The organism is Capnocytophaga genosp. AHN8471, assembly GCF_016806945.1.
In the GTDB taxonomy this organism is placed as follows: domain Bacteria; phylum Bacteroidota; class Bacteroidia; order Flavobacteriales; family Flavobacteriaceae; genus Capnocytophaga; species Capnocytophaga periodontitidis.
Genome location: NZ_JAESPJ010000019.1, coordinates 102,564 through 128,865, shown reverse-complemented (window position 1 = coordinate 128,865; position 26,302 = coordinate 102,564). Strand labels below are relative to the sequence as shown.

28 protein-coding genes are annotated in these 26,302 nt (G+C 36.6%); 11 read left to right on the top strand and 17 right to left on the bottom strand.

Going from position 1 to position 26,302, the window contains the following annotated elements:
- Positions 1-9: 9 nt before the first annotated feature.
- The 13 genes from JMN12_RS08785 to JMN12_RS08725 all read right to left on the bottom strand — a co-directional run bounded on the left by JMN12_RS08785 (position 10) and on the right by JMN12_RS08725 (position 14,267).
- On the bottom strand, positions 10-516 hold the full coding sequence (locus JMN12_RS08785) for a ClbS/DfsB family four-helix bundle protein (protein ID WP_203138692.1): 507 nt from the start codon (positions 514-516) through the stop codon (positions 10-12).
- Between the two features lie 6 nt (positions 517-522).
- Positions 523-1,356, bottom strand: coding sequence for a hypothetical protein (locus JMN12_RS08780; protein WP_203138691.1), 834 nt, complete (start codon positions 1,354-1,356; stop codon positions 523-525).
- A gap of 46 nt (positions 1,357-1,402) precedes the next feature.
- Positions 1,403-2,089 (bottom strand): suppressor of fused domain protein, encoded by a 687-nt coding sequence (locus JMN12_RS08775; RefSeq protein ID WP_203083321.1) that lies wholly within the window; start codon positions 2,087-2,089, stop codon positions 1,403-1,405.
- Positions 2,090-2,122: 33 nt separating this feature from the next.
- A complete protein-coding gene (locus JMN12_RS08770; RefSeq protein ID WP_088594554.1) occupies positions 2,123-3,478 on the bottom strand; it encodes a Na(+)-translocating NADH-quinone reductase subunit A in 1,356 nt (451 codons plus the stop codon).
- Between the two features lie 188 nt (positions 3,479-3,666).
- The gene (ftsY, locus tag JMN12_RS08765; RefSeq protein WP_088594555.1) at positions 3,667-4,629 is read right to left on the bottom strand and encodes a signal recognition particle-docking protein FtsY; all 963 of its coding nucleotides are present in this window, start codon (positions 4,627-4,629) and stop codon (positions 3,667-3,669) included.
- Between the two features lie 113 nt (positions 4,630-4,742).
- Positions 4,743-4,895 (bottom strand): DUF4295 domain-containing protein, encoded by a 153-nt coding sequence (locus tag JMN12_RS08760; RefSeq protein ID WP_002680984.1) that lies wholly within the window; start codon positions 4,893-4,895, stop codon positions 4,743-4,745.
- Between the two features lie 10 nt (positions 4,896-4,905).
- On the bottom strand, positions 4,906-5,088 hold the full coding sequence (gene rpmG, locus JMN12_RS08755) for a 50S ribosomal protein L33 (protein WP_002672545.1): 183 nt from the start codon (positions 5,086-5,088) through the stop codon (positions 4,906-4,908).
- 19 nt (positions 5,089-5,107) lie between these two features.
- Positions 5,108-5,344 (bottom strand): 50S ribosomal protein L28, encoded by a 237-nt coding sequence (gene rpmB / locus JMN12_RS08750; RefSeq protein ID WP_002680811.1) that lies wholly within the window; start codon positions 5,342-5,344, stop codon positions 5,108-5,110.
- A 167-nt stretch (positions 5,345-5,511) separates the two neighbouring features.
- The gene (locus JMN12_RS08745) at positions 5,512-7,236 is read right to left on the bottom strand and encodes an ATP-binding protein (RefSeq protein WP_203138690.1); all 1,725 of its coding nucleotides are present in this window, start codon (positions 7,234-7,236) and stop codon (positions 5,512-5,514) included.
- Entirely contained in the window at positions 7,223-8,449 is a 1,227-nt protein-coding gene (locus JMN12_RS08740; RefSeq protein WP_203138689.1) for an SIR2 family protein, read from the bottom strand. Before JMN12_RS08740 ends, JMN12_RS08745 begins: the two co-directional genes overlap by 14 nt.
- A 79-nt stretch (positions 8,450-8,528) precedes the next feature.
- Positions 8,529-10,460 carry a molecular chaperone DnaK gene (gene dnaK / locus JMN12_RS08735; protein WP_203138688.1) on the bottom strand — a complete coding sequence of 644 codons (1,932 nt, stop codon included), beginning with the start codon at positions 10,458-10,460 and terminating at the stop codon, positions 8,529-8,531.
- Positions 10,461-10,609: 149 nt separating this feature from the next.
- Positions 10,610-13,216, bottom strand: a complete 2,607-nt coding sequence (gene clpB, locus JMN12_RS08730; protein ID WP_203138685.1) for an ATP-dependent chaperone ClpB — start codon at positions 13,214-13,216, stop codon at positions 10,610-10,612.
- Between the two features lie 226 nt (positions 13,217-13,442).
- Positions 13,443-14,267, bottom strand: coding sequence for a hypothetical protein (locus JMN12_RS08725; RefSeq protein WP_198466524.1), 825 nt, complete (start codon positions 14,265-14,267; stop codon positions 13,443-13,445).
- A 115-nt stretch (positions 14,268-14,382) separates the two neighbouring features.
- Here JMN12_RS08725 and JMN12_RS08720 point away from each other — a divergent pair, with 115 nt between their 5' ends.
- Together JMN12_RS08720 and JMN12_RS08715 are read left to right on the top strand one after the other, a co-directional pair.
- Positions 14,383-14,817: a lipocalin family protein gene (locus JMN12_RS08720; RefSeq protein ID WP_203138681.1), complete on the top strand. Its 435-nt coding sequence runs from the start codon at positions 14,383-14,385 to the stop codon at positions 14,815-14,817.
- Positions 14,814-16,112 (top strand): TolC family protein, encoded by a 1,299-nt coding sequence (locus JMN12_RS08715; RefSeq protein WP_203138679.1) that lies wholly within the window; start codon positions 14,814-14,816, stop codon positions 16,110-16,112. The genes JMN12_RS08720 and JMN12_RS08715 overlap by 4 nt, the downstream gene beginning before the upstream one ends.
- Here JMN12_RS08715 and JMN12_RS08710 read toward each other — a convergent pair.
- Positions 16,109-16,594, bottom strand: coding sequence for a DUF2271 domain-containing protein (locus JMN12_RS08710; RefSeq protein WP_088594563.1), 486 nt, complete (start codon positions 16,592-16,594; stop codon positions 16,109-16,111). The genes JMN12_RS08715 and JMN12_RS08710 overlap by 4 nt on opposite strands.
- A gap of 10 nt (positions 16,595-16,604) precedes the next feature.
- Positions 16,605-17,963, bottom strand: coding sequence for an ankyrin repeat domain-containing protein (locus tag JMN12_RS08705; protein ID WP_203138677.1), 1,359 nt, complete (start codon positions 17,961-17,963; stop codon positions 16,605-16,607).
- A 219-nt stretch (positions 17,964-18,182) separates the two neighbouring features.
- On the opposite strand from JMN12_RS08705, the gene JMN12_RS08700 reads away from it, so the two are divergent.
- Positions 18,183-18,899: a PAS domain-containing protein gene (locus JMN12_RS08700; protein WP_034555837.1), complete on the top strand. Its 717-nt coding sequence runs from the start codon at positions 18,183-18,185 to the stop codon at positions 18,897-18,899.
- A 75-nt stretch (positions 18,900-18,974) separates the two neighbouring features.
- Here JMN12_RS08700 and yajC read toward each other — a convergent pair whose 3' ends face one another.
- Both yajC and nusB read right to left on the bottom strand, forming a co-directional pair.
- Positions 18,975-19,280 (bottom strand): preprotein translocase subunit YajC, encoded by a 306-nt coding sequence (yajC, locus tag JMN12_RS08695; RefSeq protein ID WP_009412350.1) that lies wholly within the window; start codon positions 19,278-19,280, stop codon positions 18,975-18,977.
- Between the two features lie 32 nt (positions 19,281-19,312).
- Positions 19,313-20,254 carry a transcription antitermination factor NusB gene (gene nusB / locus JMN12_RS08690; RefSeq protein ID WP_203138675.1) on the bottom strand — a complete coding sequence of 314 codons (942 nt, stop codon included), beginning with the start codon at positions 20,252-20,254 and terminating at the stop codon, positions 19,313-19,315.
- Between the two features lie 200 nt (positions 20,255-20,454).
- Here nusB and JMN12_RS08685 point away from each other — a divergent pair, with 200 nt between their 5' ends.
- The 8 genes from JMN12_RS08685 (at position 20,455) to truB (ending at position 26,298) form a co-directional block, all read left to right on the top strand.
- The gene (locus tag JMN12_RS08685) at positions 20,455-20,733 is read left to right on the top strand and encodes an HU family DNA-binding protein (RefSeq protein WP_009412348.1); all 279 of its coding nucleotides are present in this window, start codon (positions 20,455-20,457) and stop codon (positions 20,731-20,733) included.
- A 75-nt stretch (positions 20,734-20,808) separates the two neighbouring features.
- Entirely contained in the window at positions 20,809-21,600 is a 792-nt protein-coding gene (locus JMN12_RS08680) for a DUF1444 family protein (protein WP_203138673.1), read from the top strand.
- A 19-nt stretch (positions 21,601-21,619) separates the two neighbouring features.
- A complete protein-coding gene (locus tag JMN12_RS08675) occupies positions 21,620-22,309 on the top strand; it encodes an SIR2 family NAD-dependent protein deacylase (RefSeq protein ID WP_203138671.1) in 690 nt (229 codons plus the stop codon).
- On the top strand, positions 22,306-22,545 hold the full coding sequence (locus tag JMN12_RS08670; RefSeq protein WP_009412344.1) for a hypothetical protein: 240 nt from the start codon (positions 22,306-22,308) through the stop codon (positions 22,543-22,545). Before JMN12_RS08675 ends, JMN12_RS08670 begins: the two co-directional genes overlap by 4 nt.
- Entirely contained in the window at positions 22,535-23,356 is an 822-nt protein-coding gene (gene pyrF, locus JMN12_RS08665; RefSeq protein ID WP_203138664.1) for an orotidine-5'-phosphate decarboxylase, read from the top strand. The genes JMN12_RS08670 and pyrF overlap by 11 nt, the downstream gene beginning before the upstream one ends.
- 136 nt (positions 23,357-23,492) lie before the next feature.
- The gene (locus JMN12_RS08660) at positions 23,493-23,939 is read left to right on the top strand and encodes a GNAT family N-acetyltransferase (protein WP_203138662.1); all 447 of its coding nucleotides are present in this window, start codon (positions 23,493-23,495) and stop codon (positions 23,937-23,939) included.
- Between the two features lie 52 nt (positions 23,940-23,991).
- Complete coding sequence (locus JMN12_RS08655; protein ID WP_203138660.1) at positions 23,992-24,636, top strand: epoxyqueuosine reductase QueH; 645 nt, start codon at positions 23,992-23,994, stop codon at positions 24,634-24,636.
- Positions 24,637-24,669: 33 nt separating this feature from the next.
- The gene (truB, locus tag JMN12_RS08650; RefSeq protein ID WP_203138658.1) at positions 24,670-26,298 is read left to right on the top strand and encodes a tRNA pseudouridine(55) synthase TruB; all 1,629 of its coding nucleotides are present in this window, start codon (positions 24,670-24,672) and stop codon (positions 26,296-26,298) included.
- Positions 26,299-26,302: the final 4 nt, after the last annotated feature.

Below are 26,302 nucleotides of genomic sequence, written 5' to 3'. Positions count from 1 at the left end.
ATGAATAAGTTAATTATTTCTTTTTATTGATTTGCGAATTAGTTTTAAAGCCCAATCATAATGACTTGATGTTGCCGAAACTAAGTAAGAGCCGAGTGAGGTTGTACCCGTCCAATGATACTTCTTTTTGGTAAAAAGCTCTTCATCTGAGTGTTTCTGTATAAGTTGGAACACTTTATTATGAGAAGCTTCAAAAAGTGAGAGTATCTCAGCAAGTGATACTTTTTGACATTGCTCCCATATTTCTCGGTTGAGTTTAGGAGTGTCAGAAAAAGTATAACCCTCTTTGGGTATTTTAGGTTTTTCACCTCGCATTCCTACCTCATACCAATTTAGGAATAATAAATGCCAATGATACAAGTGTCCTATAACATCGCGAATATTTCTATTCATTGTACCTTCTGGGAAGGAGTCTTCTCGCTGCCCCTCAGGTAGTGTTTCTATCAAAGAAAGTAACTTTTGGTAATTTTCTTTAGCTAAAAACTCTAAATCTTGTTTCGTTGCGGGTCTTGCCATTTTAATTTAAGCTTTTGACTTTAGCATATCGTAAACAGTTTTGTCAATACGCAGATGTACTATAAAATTATCAGAGTCAAACTCTACTTTATCCTTGTTGTTTACTTTAGCTTTTTCATTAGTTACTGAAAGGTAATATTCATTACCTGAAGTAAACAAAGTGAAAACGCTATGACTTTGCTCTTTGCTACTTCTTTGAATCATAGGTTCTAATTGCTCCCAATTACCTTGCTCTGCTTGTTGTTTGAAGCTACTTGCATTCTCTATATAAGAAAAAGCAGGTAATTCTACTTCTTCAAACCACTCGTCAAGAGTTTCGTTGAAAGGATGCTTAGAATGAGGTATTGCTATAAATATGGCTACCCCAATGATAATTAAAAGCTCTATTATCCAAATAATAGTAAGAAAAGTTCCACTCACTACCGCACCTTTAAAACTCCAAGTACCATTTTCGTTGATAAATCCTATCAGTTGGGAAAGGTAAGAAGGATCGGATAACAAGCGCAGAAGCTGTGATTCTTCATCACTTGAAATAAGTACTAAATTAGTCCATACCACCCATTGGAAGTAATAAGCAGCAAGTGCAGCAATAAGAGCTAACAAAATTGCAAGCCCATAGTTGCGGACTTTACCCAGTTTAATTACTATCTGCCAAACAGCAATACCTATAGCAAAGCCTAAACCAGCAGTAATTAAAAAGTTGATATACACAAATGGAATATACCATATTAAGTATGCATAGATAGTTGCTAATATAGGCATTGCTATCACACATACCAATAATAAGTATACGAATGATATTGGAGAGAATTTGCCTGAAGGTTTGTAATAATTAGACATTTTTCAATTATTTAAAAACTGTTACTTTTTCTATAATTTTAGGTGTTTATACATAAGACTTTTCTCTTTTTAAATCGGTGATGAGCAGAGGATTGTCCTCTCGCATTTTATTGATAAGCTCCTCCACCTTATAGGTTTTGGGTTCTTGCCAAAGCCAGTCCAATTCTTCTTGAGTGATACCTACCATTTGCAAAAAAGCTACTTCGCCATTAGGGGTTTCAATTGTACCTAACTGAGGGTCGGGCGCAAAAGCAATTCCTACGAGCTTAGTATCGCATTCCAAACGTATAGGCCCATTAGCTGGAATAAAGTGATAGGCTTCAAACCATTTTTTGCTATCGAATACATAGCGAGCTAAATTCTGCATCATATTCATAACCCAAAAAGGTTCGTTTTTAGTACCCTCCGCATCTTTATCTCCTTCAAAAGGTACCACGCGAAAAGTAAACTCAAACCCCCATCCACTAAATTCATTTTCAGCACTTTCAGGAGAATAATACAACTCACTCATTCCGTAAGAAACTATATGACGGTGGAAAATTTGCTTGTGGTTGTCGTAGATACTAATACCATCAAGTGGGTCTTCTCCTCCCAACATATATTTTAGAATAGTGCCATAGTGGCGAGGTTCTTGCTCAGGATAAACCTTCAATAAAGCCTCATCTATAGCGTCCCACCCTACAGCATCTTCTTCTTCAAATTGTGTTTTGTATTGTTCTTCTGTGTATCTCATCGTTAAAAAGATAAAATTCTTTTTTATAAGCTATTAGCCTAATTCTGCCATCATTAAATCAAGTCCATCTCTGATGATTTGCTGATGTGGTTGTTTAGACACACACACAAATTCAGTAAGGGCAAAATCTTCAGGTGCTACTTCGTAAGCTCCTAAGTTTTCCAACTCGTCTAAATCCTTATACAAGCAGGCTTTAAGCAGTTGCATCGGATAAATATCCAATGGGAAAACCTCTTCGTACATACCTGTTACCACAAAAGCACGTTGTTCACCATTGGTATTGGTATTGAGGTCGTACTTTTTCTTAGGATTTAACCAAGAGAAAGTAAGCGAACGTGTAAGCGAAATCTTGTTGGCTACTGGTTTTGCCCAACCGAACAAATCATAATCATTTCCTTCAGGAATTGCTGTAATTTGATCGTCGTAAAAACCTAAGAAGCCTGTTTCGCTCACCTTAGTACCAGTAAGCACATCGCCGCTAATAATACGGGTTGCAACCACATCTTTTACTTGGCTACCTACGACGCCACTGATTTGAGCACCAGCAAGGGCTGTAACATAGTGAGGTTTCTCAATGCGCGAACCTGTAAGAGCTACTGTACGGGTGAGGTTCACTTTACCTGTTAAGAAGAGTTCTCCTATCACCACCAAATCTTGAGGAGTTACTACCCATACCACCTCACCTTTGTTAATAGGACTAATCTGTGCAATTTGAGTACTGACGTTCCCAGCAGGGTGAGGTCCAGATACATTGTGCACTACGATGTCCTTAAGGTTGCGGAAAGGCGACAACGAGCTGTCTTTGAAAACAGACACGTGTACTTTACCTGTAGTAAGTTTAGACAAGGCAGTAAGAGCTGTTTGCAGTGCTTGCTCTTTACCTTTAAGCACATAGTCGTAATCGGGAGCGAGCGGATTGGTTTTGCAAGCCGAAACGAAAATAGCTTTAGGCTTTCCGTCGGGATTGGCAATCACGTCGTAAGGGCGTTGTTTGATAAAAGGCCAGCAACCTGAAGAAAGGAGGTGAGCCTTGATGTCTTCGCCCTGCATCTCGTTTACATTTTTCTTTCCATAGTCTTTGAAGGTTTGTTCTTGGGCTGGTGCAATGTGTATTTCCAACACTTTACGACGTTCACCCCGTACAATCTCCTTGATAGTACCACTTACTGGAGAAGGGAACAAAACACGCTCATCACTCTTTGAAAAGAACAGTGCTTCACCTGCTTTCACTTCATTACCCTCACGCAATAAAAGCTTAGGAATAACACTGTGAAAATCACTGGGTTTGATGCCATACAAAGCAGCAAGAGGAAGCTGTTGTGTAGTTTTATCAGCTTCTCCTTCTAAATGTATGTCCAACCCTTTTCGAATGCGGATGTCGTTTGACATATCTAAATAATATTAGTTAGTTTTATTAAATTGGCGACAAATATACGAATAATTCTTTACAAAAAAATAAAGTCTATTTTTTTAAAGCTAAAAAAGAATCATTCTACATTAGATATATCTTTTGAAAATCTTGAGACTTTCGCAAGAAAATGTGTAAAATGATTCTTTTTATTTATCAAAAAAAGTTATTATTCTTTAAAGAAGGAATCTACAAACTCGTATTTATTAAAGATTTGCAAATCGTCTATTCCCTCCCCTACTCCTATATATTTCACAGGAATTTGAAATTGGTCGGAAATACCTATTACAACACCACCTTTAGCTGTGCCATCGAGTTTGGTAACAGCCAGAGCAGTAACTTCAGTAGCTTTGGTAAATTCTTTGGCTTGTTCAAAAGCATTTTGTCCTGTAGAACCATCGAGCACTAAGAGTACTTCGTGAGGGGCATCAGGCAATACTTTTTGCATCACGCGCTTGATTTTAGAGAGTTCGTTCATCAAGTTGATTTTGTTATGCAAGCGTCCTGCTGTATCGATAATTACCACATCGGCATTTTGTTTTACGGCAGAGCTCAGCGTATCGTAAGCTACTGAAGCAGGGTCGCTCCCCAATTGCTGTTTGACCATTGGTACCCCTGTGCGGTCAGCCCATACTTGTAATTGGTCGATTGCAGCTGCACGGAAAGTATCGGCGGCACCTAATACTACTTTCAAGCCTTTTTTAGCAAACTGACTTGCGAGCTTACCTATAGTAGTGGTTTTACCAGCACCATTCACACCTACTACCATCATCACATAAGGTTTTTTGTCGGCTGGGAGGACAAAATCAGTTGCCTCACCGGTATGTGTTTCGGAAAGGAGACCTGCTATTTCTTCACGAAGAATGGTATTAAGTTCGGAAGTGCCTAGATACTTATCTTTAGCCACACGTGCCTCGATACGGTCGATAATCTTAAGTGTAGTATTCACACCTACATCACTGGCAATGAGGACTTCTTCGAGGTCATCAAGCACCTCATCATCTACTTTAGATTTTCCCATAACCGCTTTTCCTAAACGGTCGAAGAAGCTATTTTTAGATTTTTCTAAGCCTTTATCTAAGGTTTCTTTCTTTTCTTTAGAAAAGATATTTTTTAGAAATTGGAATGCCATAACTTATTGTATATATTTAGATATGAGTGCAAAGGTAATAAAAAAGTTTATATATGCAAAAAAGCCGTCTCACGACAGCTTTTTTAGATATGATAAAAATAGAGAAAATTTAATTATTTCTTCTTCAAAAATTCATCAACAAGTTCAGGAGCCATTACGCTTTCTACGAAAGTGTAAGCACCTGTTTTAGGTGATTTCACCATTTTGATAGCTTTAGTAAGCTTTTTAGATTTACCTTGTAGGGTTGCTACTGTTTTCTTTGCCATAACGTTTTAATTATTTAATTTCTTTATGAACAGTTACTTTTTTAAGGATAGGGTTGAACTTTTTAAGTTCTAATCTATCGGGAGTATTTTTTTTGTTTTTGGTAGTGATGTAACGTGAAGTTCCTGGAAGACCAGATTCTTTATGCTCAGTGCACTCCAAAATAACCTGAATTCTATTTCCTTTTTTAGCCATTTTAGTATTGTTTTAAAATTTAGTTAATATATCCGTTACGTTCTACTTCTTGTAGCACTGCATAGATACCTTTTTTATCGATAGTTTTAATTGCAGCTGCTGAAACCTTGAGGGTAATCCAACGATTCTCTTCAGGGATGAAGAAACGTTTTGTACGGAGGTTTACATTAAATTTACGTTTAGTTTTGTTCATTGCGTGCGACACGTTGTTGCCCACCAATGCTTTTTTGCCTGTTAAGTCACAAACTCTTGCCATTTTTTTCTCTATTTATTAATGTGTTATTTATATTCAGGGCGCAAAGGTATAACTATTTTTTTAAATAGCAAAACTTTTTTTGAATAAAAAGGAGATAGGAGTTAAGAAACAAGAGATAGTATTCTGTAAATTAAATAGTTAACAATTTTACATTCCTTTCTCTATTTCTACAAATTCACCTGTTTTTTTCCAAATGTAGGTGTCTTAGAATTAGGTTTTACTGATGGCTCATCAATCTTTAATAATAAGGGCATAGGAAAATCGACCCCTACAAGCAATGCTTCCCCCTCACCAAGTATTGGTAAAAAAGACAAACTATTTCTACTTGCTGATGAAACAGCATTTTCAATAGCCTTTTTATCTTGTTCATTAATCAAACGATGAACAATAAATGTCCCCATTTGGCTTAATGTGCCAATAGGTATATCACGTGGCATTTGTGTAGCTAAGCATAGAAAAAGACCGTGTTTTCGACACTCTTTTGCAATTAAATCAAAAGCATCAAGTGAATGCATTTCGAAAAATTCATCTTTAATGCTTTTATTTAAAAACTGATGTGCCTCATCTAAAATTAAAATAATAGGATTTTCTTTAAAGGACTTGTCTCTTGCCTTGTTTAATAGATGTGTTGCTAATGCATTTGAAATAATTTCTTTCACAGAGAAAGAAGAAGGAATTTCTTCAAAATTAATTCTTAAAACACCGCCATGCCCCTGTTTCAAAAAATCATCTATTTTTTCAATAATAGATATTTTCTCATAGATCTTTTTTTCTGTATTTTCAGTATTTGTACTTTTTTTTTCTTCTTTAAAGCCTAATACTTGATTAAAGATATTAGTATTTAATAAATCTGTAATTCTATTAATAAGAGAAGTTTGATAATCATAAGTTTTTGATTCATAATCTCCCCAATGAGAGTAATCTGGAGATTTAAATTCACCTCCTACAGGATAAACACATTCTTCTTTAATTTGCTTAGCTAATAAATTAATATTAAAATCACATTGATTATTCTCAATTTTTTCTATATTTTGCCTATAAAGATCAAAATAAATCTCTTTCTTTGTTTTTGCTTTTACATAAACCTCATCTTTTTCTATTAGTTTTTGAATTTTTAGAGAACGAATAGCTTCTAAAAGTATTGGTCGTTGTGATTGTCCTGTTGGCCTTAATAAGTAAAATAAATCAGAAATAGAAAGTTTTTGATAAGGAAAACTAGAATCTTTCCCCAAAATAAAGGATTGAGAATTTGGCAATTCTTCGTACTCTCCAGTAGCATCTATTAAAATGACTTTATTATCAGTTTCTTTTGTTATTTCTTCAATAAGTTTTGAGATTGTCCAACTTTTTCCTCCTCCTGTAGTTCCTACCACAGCACAATGTCTACCAAATAAAGAATTTAAAGCAACTTTACACTCTACATTATTAGAAGTTAATCTACCCAAAGAAGCATATATATTGTCATCATTACCTTTATAACCAAACTGTTTTACATATTTTGCAATTTGGTCATCAGAACAAGAATATACTTTAGCTCCAATAGAAGGATATTTTGAAACGGTTTTTTCTATTTTTTGAGGCTCATAAACACTAAAAGAAAGCAATAATTCTGCTTTGCCTATGGGGTGAAAATCAGAGTCTTTGTGTTCAATAGCCTTTTCTGTAAGTTCTTTTTTCTCGCTATCAGATAATTTTACTTCTGTAAGCTGTGCCAAAAAACCATATTCATCACCTTCAATTACTACAAAATTACCAACGCCACCTCCAGTATAACTTGTTCCTTCAAAATGAAACTTGTTAAGAAGTATTGATGATGGAAAATGTATCTTGATATATTGAGGGGTTACCTCATTTATATATCCTAAAAAATAATTATGACTAAATGGTTTCATTGCTATTATAATATGTTTTATTTTCGGGATAGTTATCTGTAAAATTTTTGAAAGTATCAAAAACTATATTCACATTTCGTCTCACTTTCAGTTCATCTTCCTTTTCAGTTATTTCAAAAAAATCTTTAAGAGAGTCTGTTTTAAAAATTTTTCCTTCCTCATTATAGTTAACAATTAATAATTGAAAACTTGGATTTTGATTTACAGCTTCCAACACAACATTTCTAATATGTTTATCTCCAAAACCAAAACCAATTACAATTAAAAGCGTTTCTTCTTTTCGCAAAGCTTGTTGAAATCTTGACATCATTTCAAAGTAAGGCTGCTCATAAGAACTCTCATACTTTTCAGATGAAGGATAAATCATTAGAGGATTGTCAGGTTCTTTTTCCTGAATAATTTTCCCATTATTTTCTCTCTTCCAAGTTAAAGAACCGTGCAATTTATAAAGATGGAATACTTTTGAAATAAAACTCTCTTCTTGTTTCAATCGTGTTTTTTCTCGATTTATAATATCTAATTCAAACCATCTTCCTGAGAACTCTCGTGGTTGGGTAAATGAAAAACCATCTATAATTACAAAACCCGCTTCATTAGCTGCTTGTTCAAAAAGCGTATCATAATTTGTTGTAAATATTTGAACCCTTGAATCATTATTTTTACGAGCAGTTATTTTATTAAGAAAATCAATATGAGGAGCTTTATCTTTTTGAAGAGTAAGAGTACATAATTCTCTTATCTTTTTCTCTAATTCTTGACGCTTTTCTTTTAAATTACTTGTGTTACCTTGCTCATTTTCTGTTTTCTCTTTCAAAGTTATATATGAGATAAAAGCTTCAATATCTTTATTTCTTGCTATTTCTTTAAGTTTAATATTACAAAGTGTACTTTTGTATATACTTTTAATTTTTTCACGGCATTCTTTCCATAAACCAAACATAGATTTTCCTCCACTATCCATAGAAGAGCCAGCTCCTGTTAAAACAACTATATTTTTAAAATGTTTTTTTAAGAAAGTGTTGTATAATTGTTGTATTTTTAAGTCATTTGCTTGTTTTTCAATATCTTCTTTAGTTGGAGTTTTATCTCCATCTTTTTTTAAATCTTGAACCTTATTATTTACATAATAATTCTCATCATCATACGCTACGGTATAATTGTTTTGTAAAAGAATATACTTCTTAATCTTATCTTTTTCTGTATTTTCTGCCATATTTGTAGTTTTATAGTATTAAGTCATTAAAACCCCCATCTAATAATTTCTATCAGATGGGGGTTGTTTATTATTGTTATTATTTTACTTCTTCGAAGTCTACGTCTTGGACATCGGGACCGTTGTTGCCGCCTTGTTGTCCGCCGAATGGATTTGCATCACCAAAAGGATTGGTTGCATTAGGATTTGGTCCTTGTGCTGCGCCTCCTTGTTGTGCTTTGTAGATATCTTCAGAGGCTTGTTGCCAAGCAGTGTTGATTTTGCTGAGAGCTGCTTCTACTGCTGGGAGTTCTTTGCTTTCGAAAGCTGTTTTGAGTTCACCAAGCGCTGTTTCAATAGCTCCTCTCTTATCAGCTGGGATTTTATCACCAAACTCTTTCAATTGTTTTTCAGTTTGGAAAATCATCGCATCAGCTTCGTTGAGTTTTTCAGCTTTTTCTCTGGCTTGCTTATCGGCTTCAGCATTGGCTTCAGCTTCACGTTTCATCTTTTCAATTTCTTCTTTAGAAAGACCTGAAGAGGCTTCTATACGGATATTGTGAGATTTACCTGTACCTTTATCAGTTGCTGATACGTTGATGATACCATTGGCATCGATATCAAAAGTTACCTCAATTTGTGGTACTCCACGTGGTGCAGGTGGAATATTATCTAAGTGGAAACGACCGATAGTATTATTATCGTGTGCCATTGGGCGTTCTCCTTGCAATACGTGAATTTCTACGCTTGGCTGATTGTCGGTAGCGGTAGAGAACACTTGTGATTTCTTGGTAGGAATAGTGGTGTTTGCATCGATGAGTTTGGTCATCACACCTCCCATAGTTTCGATACCCAAAGAAAGAGGAGTAACGTCCAAAAGCAATACATCTTTCACATCACCAGTAAGTACGCCTCCTTGAATAGCGGCTCCAATGGCTACTACCTCATCGGGGTTTACGCTCTTATTAGGTTTTTTGCCAAAGAATTTTTCAACGGCTTCTTGTACGGCAGGAATACGAGTAGAACCACCTACTAAGATTACTTCGTTGATATCACTTACGCTGAGACCTGCATTTTCTAACGCTTTTTTGCAAGGTTCAATTGTGCGTTTTACTAGGTCGTCGATGAGTTGTTCGAATTTAGCACGGCTGAGCTTGCGCACCAAGTGTTTAGGACCTGAAGCTGTAGCAGTGATATAAGGCAAGTTAATTTCGGTTTCAGTAGTTGAAGAAAGTTCAATCTTAGCCTTTTCAGCAGCTTCTTTAAGACGTTGCAACGCCATAGGGTCTTTACGAAGGTCGATTTGTTCTTCTTTTTCAAACTCTTCAGCCAACCAGTTGATGATTTTTTCATCTACATCATCACCTCCTAAGTGGGTATCACCATCAGTAGCGAGTACTTCAAACACGCCGTCGCCAAGTTCCAAGATAGACACATCGTGAGTACCACCACCAAAGTCGAATACAACAATCTTATGGTCGCTATGGTCTTTATCCAAGCCATAAGCCAATGCAGCGGCAGTAGGTTCGTTGATGATACGTTCTACTTTTAAGCCTGCGATTTCACCTGCTTCTTTAGTAGCTTGACGTTGAGCGTCGTTAAAGTAAGCTGGTACAGTAATTACCGCGCTTGTTACGGGTTGTCCTAAGAAGTCTTCGGCAGTTTTCTTCATCTTTTGAAGAATCATAGCTGAGATTTCTTGTGGAGTATACAAACGTCCGTCTATATCCACACGAGGAGTATCGTTGTCGCCACGTACTACTTTATAAGGTACACGAGCGATTTCTTTTTCCAATTCAGAAAACTTGTTCCCCATAAAACGCTTGATAGAATATACCGTGTTTTTAGGGTTGGTAACTGCCTGACGTTTGGCAGCGTCACCTACTTTTATTTCGCCACCTTCGGTAAAAGCTACCACTGAAGGGGTTGTGCGTTTACCTTCGGCATTGGTAATCACCACGGGGTCATTACCTTCCATTACAGAAACACAAGAGTTTGTGGTTCCTAAGTCAATACCTATAATCTTACTCATATTAATATTATCGTTTTTTTTAGTTCAACATTTTTGTAAGCCTTACGCTTACGTAGTTAGTAGCAGTCAATGATTGTGCCAAAGGGATAAAAACTGACAAATTGTCATTTTTAGTCATTAGTTGTTAGTAAGCGACTAACAACTAATTCCTATTTTTTATCTTCTGATGTTTGATTTCTAAATACCAATTGGTTATCAAAAGCATCTAATAAGATGACAGCATCACGTTGTACTGTGCCACTCAATATTTCTTTAGAGAGTTTATTGAGCACTTCTTTCTGAATGATACGTTTCACTGGACGAGCACCAAACTGAGGGTCAAAACCTTTTTGTGCTAAGTAATCAATAGCCTCATCGGTAGCATCGAGCAAGATGCCTTCTTTGGCAACCATACGGAACACTGATTGCAATTGCAAACGCACAATACTACGGATATCCTTGGCGTTGAGCGGTGTGAACATTATAATGTCGTCTATACGGTTCAAAAACTCAGGACGTACAGTTTGTTTGAGGAGTTGTAACACTTCGTCACGTGACTCGTCGATAGCGCGCTCGGTATCCTTAGGATACTTTTCAAAAGTTTCCTGAATGATATGGCTACCCATATTGGAGGTCATAATGATAATCGTATTCTTAAAGTCGGCGGTACGACCTTTGTTGTCAGTAAGCCTACCTTCGTCGAGTACTTGCAACAAGATGTTGAATGTATCGGGGTGAGCTTTTTCGATTTCGTCTAAAAGTATTACGGAATATGGACGGCGACGCACAGCTTCAGTAAGCTGACCACCTTCGTCATAACCCACATATCCTGGAGGCGCACCTACTAATCGGCTAACAGCGTGTTTCTCTTGGTATTCGCTCATATCTATACGCGTCATTGCATTTTCATCGTCGAATAGATACTCAGCTAAGGCTTTGGCAAGTTCGGTTTTACCTACCCCCGTAGTTCCTAAGAAAAGGAAAGAACCTATAGGACGACGTGGGTCTTGCAAACCAGCACGACTACGGCGTATGGCATCGGAAACTGCCTCGATGGCTTCTTCTTGACCTACTACACGGCGGTGCAATTCTTTTTCTAAGTTCAACAGCTTTTCGCGTTCGCCTTGTAACATTTTAGCTACAGGTATACCTGTCCATTTTGCGACTACTTCAGCGATGTCTTCGGCGGTTACTTCTTCTTTTACAAGAGCATTTTCGTGTGACTTGCTGTCTAAATTCTTTTGCAATTCCACTAACTTGTCTTCCGCTTCTTTGATTTTTCCATAGCGCAATTCGGCTACTTTACCATAGTCGCCTTCACGTTCAGCTCTATCGGCTTCCAAACGGTATTTCTCAATAGCTTCCTTAGTGGTTTGTACTTCATCAATTACGCTTTTTTCACTCTGCCATTTAGCATTGATAGCGTTACGTTCTTCTTTAAGATTTGCCAAATCTACATATAGCATTTTGAGCTTATCTTCGTCTTTTTCACGTTTGATAGCCTCAATTTCTATTTCGAGTTGCATTATCTTACGGTCGAGTACGTCTAATTCTTCGGGTTTAGAATTGATTTCCATACGGAGCTTGGCAGCTGCCTCGTCCATTAGGTCTATTGCCTTATCGGGTAAGAAACGATTAGTGATATAGCGTTCAGAAAGCTCTACTGCTGCGATAATCGCCTCATCTTTGATACGCACTTTGTGGTGAGTTTCGTACTTTTCTTTGATACCACGCAATATTGAGATAGCACTTTCGGTATCAGGTTCGTCTACCATTACCTTTTGAAAACGACGTTCGAGAGCTTTGTCTTTCTCAAAGTACTTTTGGTACTCATCGAGAGTAGTGGCACCAATGGCACGGAGTTCACCACGAGCTAAGGCAGGTTTTAGGATATTGGCAGCGTCCATCGCACCTTCTCCCCCACCCGCTCCTACAAGGGTGTGGATTTCGTCTATAAACAGAATAATATTACCATCGGAAGAGGTTACCTCTTTCACTACCGATTTGAGTCGTTCTTCAAACTCACCTTTGTACTTTGCACCTGCGATAAGAGCCCCCATATCGAGTGAGTAAATTACCTTGTCTTTTAGGTTTTCGGGCACGTCACCTTTTACAATACGGTGTGCTAAGCCTTCGGCTATAGCCGTTTTACCTACCCCAGGTTCACCCACCAACATAGGGTTATTCTTGGTACGACGTGAAAGAATTTGCAACACGCGACGTATTTCCTCATCACGACCAATCACAGGGTCGAGTTTCCCACTATCAGCTAACTGATTGAGGTTTTTGGCGTATTTGTTGAGCGAATTGTAAGTATCTTCAGCCGAAGCCGAAGTTACGCGTTCGCCTTTGCGCAATTCTTGAATGGCTTTCTCCAACTCTTTTTCACTTACGCCTTGGTCTTTGAGGGCTTGGGCGATTTTACTGTTTGATTTGAAGATAGCCAATATAAGATGCTCTAAGGATACATACTCGTCATTCCATTTTTTAGCGATATTGACAGCTTCGTTCAGCATAGAGTTTGCTTCGCGTGAGAGCCCCATATCGCCACCGCTTACTTTGGCAAAGCCTTGTAGAGCAGTTTCTAATTGTTTATTTAATTGCTCGCGGTTGATATTCAATTTTTTGAATAGGAAAGGCAATACGTTCTCATCTACCTGCTCAATAGCTTTGAAGAAATGTTCGTTTTGCAATTCCTGGTGCCCGTACTGCTGGGCAATTTGCTGAGCGGTTTGTACCGCTTCTTGCGCTTTGATAGTAAAGTTATTAAAGTTCATATATCTTTCAATTAACAATTTGGGTTAAACATTTTCAGCAAGAGAAAGACAAGAGTTATGCCAAATAGATTTAACTGACAAAATGACAGTTTTTAAAACTTTTTGACAGGGTTATTTCTTGATTTTTTAAAGGTATTTCAAATTAAAGAAATCATTATCAGTTTTTTAAATCTAATTTTAATCACTGACAATATGTCAGTGATTAAAATTATAGAAAAGTATTACTTCAGTCCGCTATTGCTTTCCATCGTTGTATTACCCTTGTGTAGCAGCCTATAAACACCAAAGTTAAACAGAAGGATACACAAAAATTTTTGTTAGAAAGCTCATCACGAGACCTATCTAATAACATATTTTCCATAATACTGTCTACTATATAGTACATTACCATAAGCGAAAAAAGAAGCACTGTATTTACCACAATGCCTATAAACTTCTTTGGTATGTGAATTTCCTTACTCACAGAAACATATACAAGTGCAGCATAAACCAATAAAAACAACAATTTATTGCCTATAAAAGATAATATAATTAAAAGAATCCCTATAAAAACAATAGTAAGTAGCAGAATTTGCACATTGGTAATACGCACACAGTACACGAGTGTCGCTATAACAAAAGCAATACTCAAAAGGAAATTTAATAGGTATATCACATCAGAAGTATTGCTAAAAGGATACTTCCCTAAGCCTTTAACAATTGCATAAGGCAGTACAAAGGACACTGAGGCAAAGACGATAAGAAAATAAAGTATCCATTGCAAGAAGAGTTTTTCTTCAGGGAAAGGATAGAAATGCTTGAAAGCGTTGTTTCTACTGAGATACAGCAACCAAACTACTAACAACAATATAGAGATAACAAGATGTAACAATAATGGAAACCCTATAAAATCTGCCATTATAGCATTAAAAGCATAGTAATTGAAGTCTTCATTTTTTGCTGCCCAACCTAATAAGATAAAGAAGATATGTCCACAGCTCGCAAGAGCTAACATTGGGAGCAAGCGAGTATTCCACACAAGCGGGTAACGTTCTAAAAGATATTTATCCATAAGTAGATTTGTCAATTTGGCAATTTGTCAATTTGCTGATTTTACGCGACAAAGATATAAAATAATTTGTCAATCCAGAATTATTTTGTAGTTTTGTACTCACAATATCATTTCTATGAGTACCATATACAAACTATTTATTACTATCTCGCTATATTTTAGCTTTTTACCTGCTTTTTCTCAAGAGAAAAGCATTCGTCACGACGATCTTATAGGCTCGTGGACGATTGAATCTCAAAGCTTAGACAACTTAGAGATTACCCTCAACGATTGTGAAAAGCAGAGTACTTTTATATTTACTAAAAACGAAATTATTGAGAATTACTACAAAAAATATAATGGTAATTGTGTAATTCTCAACAGTAATAAAGATTTCTATACCGTAGAGGGCAATCACATTATTCGCAAGGAAGAAAGTGATTTAAACAACACTTTCGTAATAAAAGGTGAAATTCTCACTCTTTCGTTTGCGGGAAAAGATGAAGACAACGAGGAACACATTGCTGTGATTGTGTGTAAAAGGGCTAAACCTATCGAATATATTAAATGATGAAAAAAAAACTCTTCTTACTTTGCTTGCTACCTTTTTCAGCAGTAGCTCAGAAACTTTGGACGCTCAACGATTGCATAGCGTATGCCAAAGAACACAACCTTTCTATTAAACAATCGGAAATAGACTTGAAATCCACTGATATAGAAGTATGGCAAACAAAAGCTAACTTTTTGCCTTCTATCAACAGTGAAGCTGCTTATAATTGGAATACAGGAAAGAATATCAATCCTGTGAGCAACCAGTTTGAAAACACTACTTTTGAATCGGCTTCAGGAGGTATCAGTATGTCGATGCCTTTGTTCTCCGGCTTGCAGAATTGGCGTAAATTGCAACAAGCAAAATGTAAACAATTGGCGACTCAATACCAATTGGATATGAAGAAAGATGAGATTATCTTAATGATTATCAACGCTTACACTGAAGTATTGAGCAACAAAGAAAAGATCAAGATTCAAAAAGCACAATTAGAAATATCAAAAGAAAGCGTTGCACGTACGCGTGAGCTCATCAATGCGGGGTCGTTGCCCAAAGGTGATATTTATGAAAGTGAAGCTCAACTATTTTCGCTTGAGCAGAAAATTATAGAAACAGAAAGCGCTCTTTTCATCGGAAAAATGGGATTAGCTCAATTGCTTTTACTGAAGAATTACAAAGATTTTGAGGTAGCCGATAACACATTTGAAGTTCCCGTAGCCGATATACTAAGCAAAACTCCTGAAGAGATTTACCGAAATGCTAAAGAGATAATGGGTGAAGTGAAATTAGCAAGTGCCAATGTGCAATTAGCTGAAAGTAGTTTGCGCTTGAGTCAGTCAGCTTTTTGGCCTCGTCTTTCTGCGCAATGGGGGTATAGTTCGCGATGGAGTAAGAACCAAGTAATGGATTTCTGGAAACAGTTAGATACTAATAAAGGTATGTACGCTGGTTTATCGCTCAGTATTCCTATTTTTAATCATTTTTCCGTACTCAGTAATGTTAAAACTCAAAAGTTAGCCTTACAGAAAATGCAATTAGCAAAGGAACAAACTGAATTGAGTACTGAAAAAAATATTTATCAAGCCTACAACGATGCTGCTAATGCCAAAAAACTATACGAAGCAAGTGAAAAAACAGCTCAAGCTAAAGAACAATCTTTTAGTTATGCACAAGAACGACACAATGTAGGCTTAATGAATACTTTTGACTTCAATCAATCTAAATACGAATATGAAAATGCTCAAAATGATGTGATAAAAGCTAAATATCAGTACATTTTTAAACTAAAAGTACTCGAATATTACTTTAGTCACTAATTAGGCATCAGTCTAACGTAACGTATATAGCCTTTGCCCTCAACTTTAGTGTTAAGGTTTTCTTTTTTGAGTTCTATTTCAGCGTCTTTAGCATAGTAATAGTCATCTTCTACTGCTGTTTCAAAGCGTATTTTATACCCTTTATCAAACTTGCTCTCATCAAGGGTGAGCACTTTTACGGCGCGCTCTCCCCCACTGATGGTCGCTCCTGTAATCCCATCAATTGTTTGGCGTTTGCCATAGAACTTCCACCATTCAGTAAGATCGTCATACCATTCGGGGTCGTCGCCCAATACTTGCAATGTTTGTTCATATTTTCCTTGCGGATTGATGAGTGAAGCTACTATATAAGCCCCCTCCCCTTTGTAGTTAGTAAGCTGGATAAGGCATTTGTATTTCTTAGCAGTAGCTTGTTGAGCGACAAATGAAACTGTAAGCAAGGCAACTACCACAGCTACAGTAAGTAAGAGTTTCTTTTTCATCTTCTTCCTTTTATTTTAAAAATTCTATATTCATTCCTTTTAAGGCTTCATTTTCTTGAGCCAATTCGTAAACTGTTTCACCCAAATCGGTAATGAGATTTTTATCAGCTCCTTTGCTGAGCAAGAAGTGTACCACATCTAAGTTTTTAGCGGTCATCACAGCCATTTGTAGAGGGGTAAGACCATTGTTATTTTTTTGATTGATATTGATAGGATAGAGTGAAAGTTTTTCTAAAATTTTTATATCACCGCGTTTTACAGCGTAGTGATAAAGTGTATTTTCTTCCTTGTCTACTACTTGAACATCTGCATTTTTTAAGAGTAAAAAATCTATTACTTCAAGAGTATTGTTCTCTACTGCCAAGGTCAAAGCCGATAATCCTTGTTTATTTTGTGTGTTGATATCTTTGGTCTTGGTGAGTAAAGCTGTTATTACAGATATATTATTGCTGATTGCTGATTTCATCAATGGGTTATTTCCTTCTTTATCAATCTGATTGGTATCATTTCCTTTTTCTAAGAAATAGTTAATCACTTTTTCATCTTTGTTCTTTTCAGCTAACACAAAAAGAGGAGAAAGTCCATCTTTATTCTTTTGATTAAGTGAAAGCCCCAATTGTTCTAAATATAGGAAAGTGTCAAGTTTGTTATAATTTTTTCTAAAACCACGAGCGGCACCAAAAATAGCACTCTCACCTTTGTTATTGAGGTTTTTAACATTAATTTTCTTTTTCATCAGAGCCTCAATTATAGCGCGATTACCCGTTGTCGCTGCGTAGTAAATAGCGTTATTACCTTTGTTATCGGTAGCAGTAAGTTTGAGTCCTTTTTTTACAAAATAATCAGCTTCTTTAAGGTCTTTGAGGTGAGGAAGTAACAGCAAAAGGGCGTTCGCACCATCGGCATTAGTATCTTTTAAGTTAGCGCCGTGTTTCAGTAACAATTCATAAATTGCGTTATTGCTTCTTCCTCCTACAGCAGCGAATAACAAGGGGGTAAGTTGATGTGATTCAGTAATATTCACCTTAGCTCCTTTCTTGAGAAGGTATTCCATCACGGGCACATTGTCCTGATAGGCAGCCCAAAAGAGGTAAGTGCGTTTGTCGTGAGTCAGTTTATCTACTCCATTTCCTTCTAAATCAATAAGATAAGTAATAGTTTCATAGGGAGCTCCGTTTAAGATAGCTAAAGTTGTTGCATCGAAAGCACGGCTATTCAAAGCTGTAGCACTATTACCTTGATTGATAGCCTGTTCTACTTGAGCCACAGAGGGCTTTTGTTTCCAATACTCATTAGTGAGGAAAACATTTTCTTGTGCGTGAACTTTCCCTATTAGAAGTGTTGTAATAACAAACAAAAGTTTTTTCATAAAAGGTGCTTATTTAGAATGATTCGGGGCAAAGATACTAAATAATTATAAACCACAAATTATTTGTGGTAAAGTTGTTATAAAATAATTTTCTATAACAATTGATTATCAATTATTTATAAAAAAAGTGTTATGTGTCAAACAAAAAAGTTTGATAAGTATTTGTTTTTATAATAGTTTTTCCTTAATTTTGTGGCGTTGAATATAATTTATAATGTTATGTCAGAAGAAATCATAAACAGACCTACTCCTATCAACAGAGAAGTTGTGTGGGATAAAACAAAAACCATTATCAGTACTACTGATAAGTATGGTACTATTACTGACGTAAACCAAACGTTTATAGACGTTTGTGGCTATTCAGCAAGTGAGTTGCTCGGCAAACCTCACAATATTATCCGCCACCCCGATATGCCTAAAATCATATTCAAAATTACGTGGGATAATATTTTAGTGGGTAGAAACTTTCACGCTATTATCAAAAACTTAGCTAAATCGGGGGAATATTATTGGGTTATCACCGATTTTGAGGTAGGAAGAAATATTATGGGTGAAGTGGTAACCATTATGGCACGCCGTCGTGCTTTACCTCAATATGTAATTACCGACCATATTGAACCTTTGTACCAAACACTCCTAAAACTCGAAAAGATTGGTGGAATGGAGCTCAGCAACCGCTATTTTAAAAGTTTCTTAGAAAAACAAGGTAAATCGTATGTTGAGTATATAATGGACATCTTAGATGAAAATAAACGTACAGCTGCGGCTACTCATCAGGATATCGTATTTGAGCCTGTATCGAATACTCATCACACTGAAGGTACTAACTTTGGCGACTATGAAATTTCAGATGAAATCTTCAGTGAAGAGCACCCTGAAGAAGAAAGTATGATGCAACGCAAAAGTTTCTTTGCGAGATTATTCTCTACAAATTAATTGTAATACTTATAGTATAAAAAAAGAGTGTATCTCAAAATAGATACACTCTTTTTTTGTGAGTATTTTTTAGCATTATGCTTCTTTTTTCTCTACTTCTTTCTTGTCGTCTCTCAATCTAATGGATAGTTCCATAGAGATAGCCGAACGTTCAAATTTTATTTTACCTGCAAGGGTTTCAATCACACAAGTATCATCGGTAAGTTCTACAATGCGACCGTGCATACCACCTTTGGTAATTACTTTATCACCTTTCTTCATTGATTGTATGAAGTTTTTTTCTTGTTTTTGTCGCTTCGCTTGTGGACGAATCATTAAAAAATACATTACCACAATCATCAATGCGATAATCAAAAAATTGTTACTCATCAAATTTTGCATATATACTTAATTTTAGTTTTTAATTTTGTTACTTACAAAAGTCCTCTTCCAATCTTTTTAATAAGTTCTTTTTCACTGAGTTCCTTGTGTACTACATTCAGTACCCCATTGATGAACAAACTACTTTTAGCAGAAGAATACTCTTTAGCAAGCTCTAAGTACTCGTTGATAGTTACTTTCACAGGAATACTTGGGAAGTGCAAAAACTCACAAATAGCCATTTTCAAAAGAATAAGATCTAACACTGCCACGCGTTCCTTGTCCCAATTGGTGAGTTTATCTTCTACAAAACTCTTAAGTTTAGCATCGTTAAGGGCAGTTTTCTTTAGCAAATCTACTAAAAACTCTTTTTCTTCACTGTTGTTATAGAGAGGAGGAGTAAAATACTTTTCAGGAGGATTCGGACGTAAATTTTTAAACTCTCTTACTATAAAGGTGTTTATAATAGGAAAATCATCCATCCACGTAAGGTTATAGTCCTCTATATATTCATAAAGCCCTTCATCAGGAGCAATGAATTCTTCAAAAATTTCAATTAAGAATTTTTTATCGGCTTCAAAACTTGCTTTTTGTTTACTATAAGCTTGGTAAGTATCGCTTTCCACAATACGTTTATAGAGCGTTCTCACATATTCTTCTTGGATATTCCAAAAATTGATATGAGCATCAGCAATAGCCTTTTGTAACATTTCATTAGTAGCAATAAGTGAAAGTAGCTCGTTGTCTTTCATTTTTTGGTGTAGGAGCTTATCAGTAGGAGTTGCTAAGTATTTTTTTTGTGCTACTTCGTACTGATTTACTGCCAAAGAATGAAGCTCTGTAAGGAGTGCCATTAGCAAGAGATATAGATTTTCCATCTCATTGGCACTATTTTGCAAGAATTTCAATTCTTTGTCTAAATCCTGACTTTGGCTTTGCTGCATTGCATAGACTGATTGCATCACTTTAGCCCTAATATGTCGTCGTGTAAGCATAATTTATAAGAACCTTATTTACTTTATTTTTGAGGGTGCAAAAGTAGGAAAAAAGCTTTAACGAGCAAAGAAAAAGGGGTAAAAAAGTGTTTAAAATGTTAATTTTTTACTAAAATCGCATTTTTTTTTGTTTTATCTTTGCTATAAACAAATATATTACTACCTTTGTACCAAGTTAACTATATTATACAATTTATAATATGAACAAAACAGAATTAATCGATGCAATTGCTGCAGAAGCTGGCTTAACAAAAGCTGATGCTAAAAAAGCAGTAGAAGCGTTCTTTTCAAGTGTTGAAAAGAGCCTTAAACAAGGTAAAAAGGTAGCTATCGTAGGCTTCGGATCTTGGTCAGTAGCTAAGAAAGAGGCAAGAGATGCAAGAAATCCTCGTACTGGTGCTGTTATCAAAGTTCCTGCTAAGAAAGTAGTAAAATTCAAAGCTGGGACTGAACTTTCTGAATCAGTAAACAAAAAGTAATTGCACTAAAAAGTCCCTTTCTCATTAAGAAAGGGACTTTTTTTTATTTACTAATTTTCTAATCTGTTAATTATTATGACAAACTTAATGAACGAACAAGAGTTTACTCAGCTATATATTGATGCTTTGAGAGAGGCTTTCCCCGATATTACTATAAATAGCACAACGGTATTGGAGGTAAGCACAATAACCCCTGATGACCAGCGAGAAGTAAAGCATTTTTTGGATAATTGTTTTAATGAATATCTAACCAATCCGAATGATTTAAATGATATTTTAGACAAATATCTCGCTCCATTGGTTAGAATATACAAGCCTGAGGAAGCAACAACAATCACTGATTGTATCTTTCCTACAATCAAAGATACAACCTACATAAAGAAATTGAAGAGTATAGTGCCGGATGCTGAAGAGTTGCCAATGGTATATGAGAAGTATAACGATGAGTTGTATGTGTTTTACGGGGTAGATGACGGCGATAGTATAGGCTCTTTGTCTACTTCGGACTTTGAGGAGTTAGGAATGAGTATTGAAGCACTACGAGAGTTGGCTCTCAACAATTTAGCTAACACCTTGGAAATAGAAGCACAAGCTGATGAACATCTCATTTTTCTAACAACAGATGGCAATTATGAAGCAAGCCTTATTCTTCTGACGGATATATGGACAAAAGAGAATTTTCCAGTAGAAGGAGAGATTGTAATAGGAGTTCCTGCACGCGATGTATTAGTAGTTTGTGGCAGTGAAGATGCAGAAGGTTTGGCACAACTTGAATCGGTTATCAGTGATATATATAGTGGAGGGGATCATATTATCAGCGATAAGAAATTCGTTTTTAGAAACGGGAAGTTTGAAGTATTTTCATAATTTATAACTAACATTACCAATGAAAAAGAAGAAAATAGTAGTCCTTACAGGGGCTGGTATCAGTGCTGAAAGTGGTGTAAAAACCTTTCGCGATGCCGATGGTTTGTGGGAAGGACACGACATAGAACAAGTGGCAACCCCTTACGGATTTAACAAAAATCCTGAACTAGTGTTGAACTTCTACAACGGCTTGCGCAAACAGCTAAAAGATGTGCAACCTAATCCTGCTCACCTATTGCTTGCCGAGCTTGAAAAAGACTATAATGTGGTAGTTATCACGCAAAATGTAGACGATTTGCACGAACGTGCAGGTAGCACCAATATTATCCACCTGCACGGTGAACTCTTAAAAATGCGTGGAGTTGACGACCCTTACACTTTTTACGACTGCACTGAAGATATCAAAGTAGGTGACCTAAGCCCCAGTGGCGCACAATTGCGCCCCCATATCGTGTGGTTTGGCGAGGATGTACCAATGATTGTAAAGGCTGCCGAAGAAGTTGAAACTGCTGATATAGTACTCATTGTAGGGACTTCTCTACAAGTGTATCCTGCTGCTGGACTGATGAATTGTGCTGAAGAAGGCACTCCTATATATTATGTAGACCCACGCCCAAGTATCAGCAGTAAAAATAATATTACTGTAATTAAAGACGTTGCCTCTACGGGGGTAGCTAAAGCTATTGAACTAATAAAAGAATTAAAATGAGTAACTTCCCAAAATTTATTTTAGGTGACAACACCGATATGCCTGACGCTATGTTCGTAGTGCATTTAGAGTATCCACGCTTCGTATTGAATTTAGATAACGACGAAGTTGAATGGCTTGAAGAGTTTGACGAAGAGGACACTAAAGAATTAGAAGCTGAAAGTGAGAACCTTATAGCAGAAGCTATCGCTTTCTACGAACGTGAAATTACCCGTATAGAAGAAAATGACTATTAAGCAACTCATCCAGCAAATCAAATCAAAGCAATCGCTATTATGCGTGGGGTTAGACACTGATATAACTAAAATTCCTCCTCACTTACTTGAGGAGGAAGACCCTATTTTTGCTTTCAACAAGGCAATTATAGAAGCTACCCACCGCTTTACAGTAGCCTATAAACCCAACACCGCTTTCTACGAAGCTCACGGTGAAATAGGGTGGCGTGCCTTAAAAAAAACGATTGACTACCTCAACCGCCACCACCCCGATATTTTTACCATTGCTGATGCTAAACGCGGAGATATAGGCAACACCTCAAGTATGTATGCCAGAGCTTTTTTTGAGGATATGCAATTTGATAGTGTGACTGTTGCCCCCTATATGGGTAGGGATTCAGTAGAACCTTTTTTAGCTTTTGAAAACAAACACACCATCCTATTAGCGCTAACATCTAATGAAGGAGCTTTTGATTTTCAAACACAGAAACTCAGTGATGAGGAATTGTACAAAAAAGTATTACGCACCTCACTCACTTGGCAAAACAGCCAAAACCTAATGTATGTAGTAGGAGCAACCAAAGCTGAATTCTTAAAAGAAATACGCCAAATTATTCCTGAACACTTTCTATTAGTCCCTGGAGTTGGTGCACAAGGAGGTAGCTTAGAAGATGTTTGTCACTATGGACTTAACGAACATTACGGACTGCTCATCAACTCATCACGTGGTATTATCTATGCCTCTAAAGGTGAAAATTTCGCTAAAATAGCAGGTGAAAAAGCTGAGGAATTACAACAGAAGATGAAATTAATGCTTAATGATAAGTGGTAGATGAATAGTAATGAAAAGGAGCAAGAGAAATAACAAGTGTGAGAAGTAATAGGTATATCAACTTTGTACAAGTTTAAAACTTTGGCAGAATATGGTGATTAAAAACTAGTAAACTAATGACTAACAACTAAATAATATGATTACATTTTTAAACAAAAGCAACATTACCCCAACCATTGAAAAAGATGCCGCTCGCTTGTTCTCATTGTTGAGCAGGCGTTACCAGCAACCTTTATCAAACCTTTTTAATGATGAAGCTCAAGCTCCTTATGTAGTAGGTTATATAGAAGACGGTCGCCTACACGGAATGGCTTCTATGGCTATCTACAGAGTGATTTCAGGCTACAAAGGTTGGATAGAAGATGTAGTGGTAGATGAATTTGCACGTGGCAAAAAAATAGGCACACAACTCATTCAGCAGCTGATAACTAAAGGGAAAGAATTAGGCTTAGGCGAAATATTGCTCTTTACCTCGCCTACTAACGAAGCAGCTATTAAGCTCTATGAAAATGAAGGCTTTAAACGTAAAGGTGCAGAGGTATATGTGAACGCTCTCAAACAAATGTATCCCCCTAAATCTTGATATATTACTATTTCTTTGTATTTTTGCCCTTTAAAAGAAAACTCAAAATACTATGGAATTAGTTCACAAGAATCTTGTATTGCCTAACAATGGCAAAAAATTATTGTTACACACTTGTTGTGCACCTTGTTCAGGTTCAATTATACTATCTATTCAGGGGTCGGGGATCGACTTTACTATATTTTTTTACAACCCTAATATCCACCCTAAAAAAGAATACGAAATCCGTAAAGACGAAAATATTCGTTTTGCCGAAAAATATGGTGTACCTATTGTAGATGCTGAATACGACACCGATAACTGGTACGCACGTGCCAAAGGTATGGAATTTGAACCCGAACGCGGTAGCCGTTGTGCTATGTGTTTTGATATGCGTATGGAACGCACCGCCTTGTATGCTCACGAAAATGGCTTTGATACCATTGCTACTTCTTTAGGTATTTCACGCTGGAAAGACCTCAACCAAGTGAATGAAGCAGGCAAAAACGCTGCTAACAAGTATGAAGGTCTTACTTATTGGGACTACAATTGGCGCAAAAACGGAGGCTCTGCCTGCAATATGGAAATCTGTAAAAGTGAAAAGTTCTATCAGCAAGAGTATTGTGGCTGTGCTTTCTCATTACGCGATGCTAACAAATGGCGTGTTGCCAATGGTAGAGAGAAAATACGCATAGGAGAAAAATACTACGGAAATTAACTAATTTGCTAATTTCTAAATTTGCTAATGAATATGATAACTCCAGAAGAATTTTCAGAAGGTCGTATCTTGCTTATTGATAAACCCTTACAATGGTCGTCGTTTCAAGCGGTGAACAAAATCAAATGGGCAATTCTCAAGCATTACAAACTCAAGAAAATAAAAATAGGGCACGCGGGCACATTAGACCCGCTTGCCTCTGGTTTATTGGTAATTTGTACCGGTAAATTTACCAAAAAAATCACAGAAATACAAGATGCTGTAAAAACCTACACGGGCATTATCACCTTGGGAGCTACTACCCCTTCCTACGATATGGAAACTGAAATAGATGCTCACTACCCTACTGACCATATCACTCCTGAACTGATAGAACAAGTGCGAAAACAGTTTATGGGGGAGCTTGTGCAAACCCCACCTGTATTTTCGGCTATCAAAAAAAATGGCAAACGCCTCTACGAATTTGCTCGCGATGGCAAAGAAATAGAAGTACCTCAGCGCTCCATTTACATTCACAATTTCACTATTGATGCAAGTCAGTTTCCTGAGTTGCACTTTGAGGTGGTATGTAGTAAAGGCACTTATATACGTTCTTTAGCAAACGATTTTGGTAAAGCCTTAGGCTCAGGAGGCTATCTATCTGCTTTGCGACGCACCAAAATTGGTGATTTTTCAGTAAGTGATGCCATAAGTCCTGAGAAGTTTGTCAGTGCTCATATTCCTGACCTCAGGAAACACCCCCTTCCTCCTATTATTCTTACTACTGTGGTAGGTGAACCACAAGAAAAGAAAGTTCTCAACGACCGTTTTGCCAATCGCAATAAAACCATCAACAGTCAGTTTGAACGTGAAGAAACACCTCCCTCCCACCCTACTGGCGAGTTGAATATGGAGGCTATATTTCCAAGACGAAAAGCTCAAAAAACTTCTGGTTTACAGTATGAATTACGCGCTTTTATGCGAATGTTCACTAATACTGATAAGGCAATTACTATCACTTTGCTCATACTCTTCTGTACTGTACTCACCCTTATGGTAATACAATTGAGCGACAAGAAGAAAGAAATAATGATAGAAATGGCACTTACCCCTGATGATTTACCTCAAGAGCCCCCACAACCTGAAGAAACCTCTCCTAATGCCGATGTTCCTACTAACAATACCAAACTCACTACCAATGCTTACAACCAAGCAGATGTTTCCTTACAACACACTGATGATTTCAAAACTTTAGACGAAATTATGGCTGAACGTGCTGCTCAGGAAATGGCAGCTGCCAAAGAAGAATTAGTAGCCAACCAAAAAATGGCAGGCGACCTCATTATCACCGATCACAGTTTGCAAAACACAACTAATACTCCTAAAATAAGTGACAAAGTCAATAAAAATACTTTAGTAAAATACGCCTTAGCTGGTAGAGTAGGAAATATTCCAAATCCTGTGTTTACTTGTGAACGTGATGGAAAAGTGGTGGTAAGTATCACTGTGGACGAAGCAGGGCGTGTGACTAAAACAGCTATTGATAGGGCTAATTCCACAACTACTGATGATTGTCTATTAGAAAACTCATTACTCTACGCTCAAAAAGCTAAATTCAATGCGGTGAGTGGCAAAAAAGAACAAACAGGCACTATTACTTATATTTTCCAGAGCAAAAGATAACAAA

Coding starts and splice junctions, on each gene's coding strand:
- rpmG (WP_002672545.1), bottom strand. CDS start 5,088: ATGGCTAAAAAAGGAAATAGAATTCAGGTTATTTTGGAGTGCACTGAG.
- JMN12_RS08715 (WP_203138679.1), top strand. CDS start 14,814: ATGATGAAAAAAAAACTCTTCTTACTTTGCTTGCTACCTTTTTCAGCA.
- yajC (WP_009412350.1), bottom strand. CDS start 19,280: ATGCAAAATTTGATGAGTAACAATTTTTTGATTATCGCATTGATGATT.
- JMN12_RS08780 (WP_203138691.1), bottom strand. CDS start 1,356: ATGTCTAATTATTACAAACCTTCAGGCAAATTCTCTCCAATATCATTC.
- rpmB (WP_002680811.1), bottom strand. CDS start 5,344: ATGGCAAGAGTTTGTGACTTAACAGGCAAAAAAGCATTGGTGGGCAAC.
- JMN12_RS08675 (WP_203138671.1), top strand. CDS start 21,620: ATGAAAAAGAAGAAAATAGTAGTCCTTACAGGGGCTGGTATCAGTGCT.
- JMN12_RS08745 (WP_203138690.1), bottom strand. CDS start 7,236: ATGAAACCATTTAGTCATAATTATTTTTTAGGATATATAAATGAGGTA.
- JMN12_RS08660 (WP_203138662.1), top strand. CDS start 23,493: ATGATTACATTTTTAAACAAAAGCAACATTACCCCAACCATTGAAAAA.
- JMN12_RS08740 (WP_203138689.1), bottom strand. CDS start 8,449: ATGGCAGAAAATACAGAAAAAGATAAGATTAAGAAGTATATTCTTTTA.
- JMN12_RS08655 (WP_203138660.1), top strand. CDS start 23,992: ATGGAATTAGTTCACAAGAATCTTGTATTGCCTAACAATGGCAAAAAA.
- JMN12_RS08670 (WP_009412344.1), top strand. CDS start 22,306: ATGAGTAACTTCCCAAAATTTATTTTAGGTGACAACACCGATATGCCT.
- ftsY (WP_088594555.1), bottom strand. CDS start 4,629: ATGGCATTCCAATTTCTAAAAAATATCTTTTCTAAAGAAAAGAAAGAA.
- JMN12_RS08770 (WP_088594554.1), bottom strand. CDS start 3,478: ATGTCAAACGACATCCGCATTCGAAAAGGGTTGGACATACATTTAGAA.
- JMN12_RS08720 (WP_203138681.1), top strand. CDS start 14,383: ATGAGTACCATATACAAACTATTTATTACTATCTCGCTATATTTTAGC.
- truB (WP_203138658.1), top strand. CDS start 24,670: ATGATAACTCCAGAAGAATTTTCAGAAGGTCGTATCTTGCTTATTGAT.
- JMN12_RS08760 (WP_002680984.1), bottom strand. CDS start 4,895: ATGGCAAAGAAAACAGTAGCAACCCTACAAGGTAAATCTAAAAAGCTT.
- JMN12_RS08725 (WP_198466524.1), bottom strand. CDS start 14,267: ATGGATAAATATCTTTTAGAACGTTACCCGCTTGTGTGGAATACTCGC.
- clpB (WP_203138685.1), bottom strand. CDS start 13,216: ATGAACTTTAATAACTTTACTATCAAAGCGCAAGAAGCGGTACAAACC.
- JMN12_RS08700 (WP_034555837.1), top strand. CDS start 18,183: ATGTCAGAAGAAATCATAAACAGACCTACTCCTATCAACAGAGAAGTT.
- JMN12_RS08705 (WP_203138677.1), bottom strand. CDS start 17,963: ATGAAAAAACTTTTGTTTGTTATTACAACACTTCTAATAGGGAAAGTT.
- JMN12_RS08775 (WP_203083321.1), bottom strand. CDS start 2,089: ATGAGATACACAGAAGAACAATACAAAACACAATTTGAAGAAGAAGAT.
- JMN12_RS08680 (WP_203138673.1), top strand. CDS start 20,809: ATGACAAACTTAATGAACGAACAAGAGTTTACTCAGCTATATATTGAT.
- JMN12_RS08685 (WP_009412348.1), top strand. CDS start 20,455: ATGAACAAAACAGAATTAATCGATGCAATTGCTGCAGAAGCTGGCTTA.
- JMN12_RS08785 (WP_203138692.1), bottom strand. CDS start 516: ATGGCAAGACCCGCAACGAAACAAGATTTAGAGTTTTTAGCTAAAGAA.
- pyrF (WP_203138664.1), top strand. CDS start 22,535: ATGACTATTAAGCAACTCATCCAGCAAATCAAATCAAAGCAATCGCTA.
- dnaK (WP_203138688.1), bottom strand. CDS start 10,460: ATGAGTAAGATTATAGGTATTGACTTAGGAACCACAAACTCTTGTGTT.
- JMN12_RS08710 (WP_088594563.1), bottom strand. CDS start 16,594: ATGAAAAAGAAACTCTTACTTACTGTAGCTGTGGTAGTTGCCTTGCTT.
- nusB (WP_203138675.1), bottom strand. CDS start 20,254: ATGCTTACACGACGACATATTAGGGCTAAAGTGATGCAATCAGTCTAT.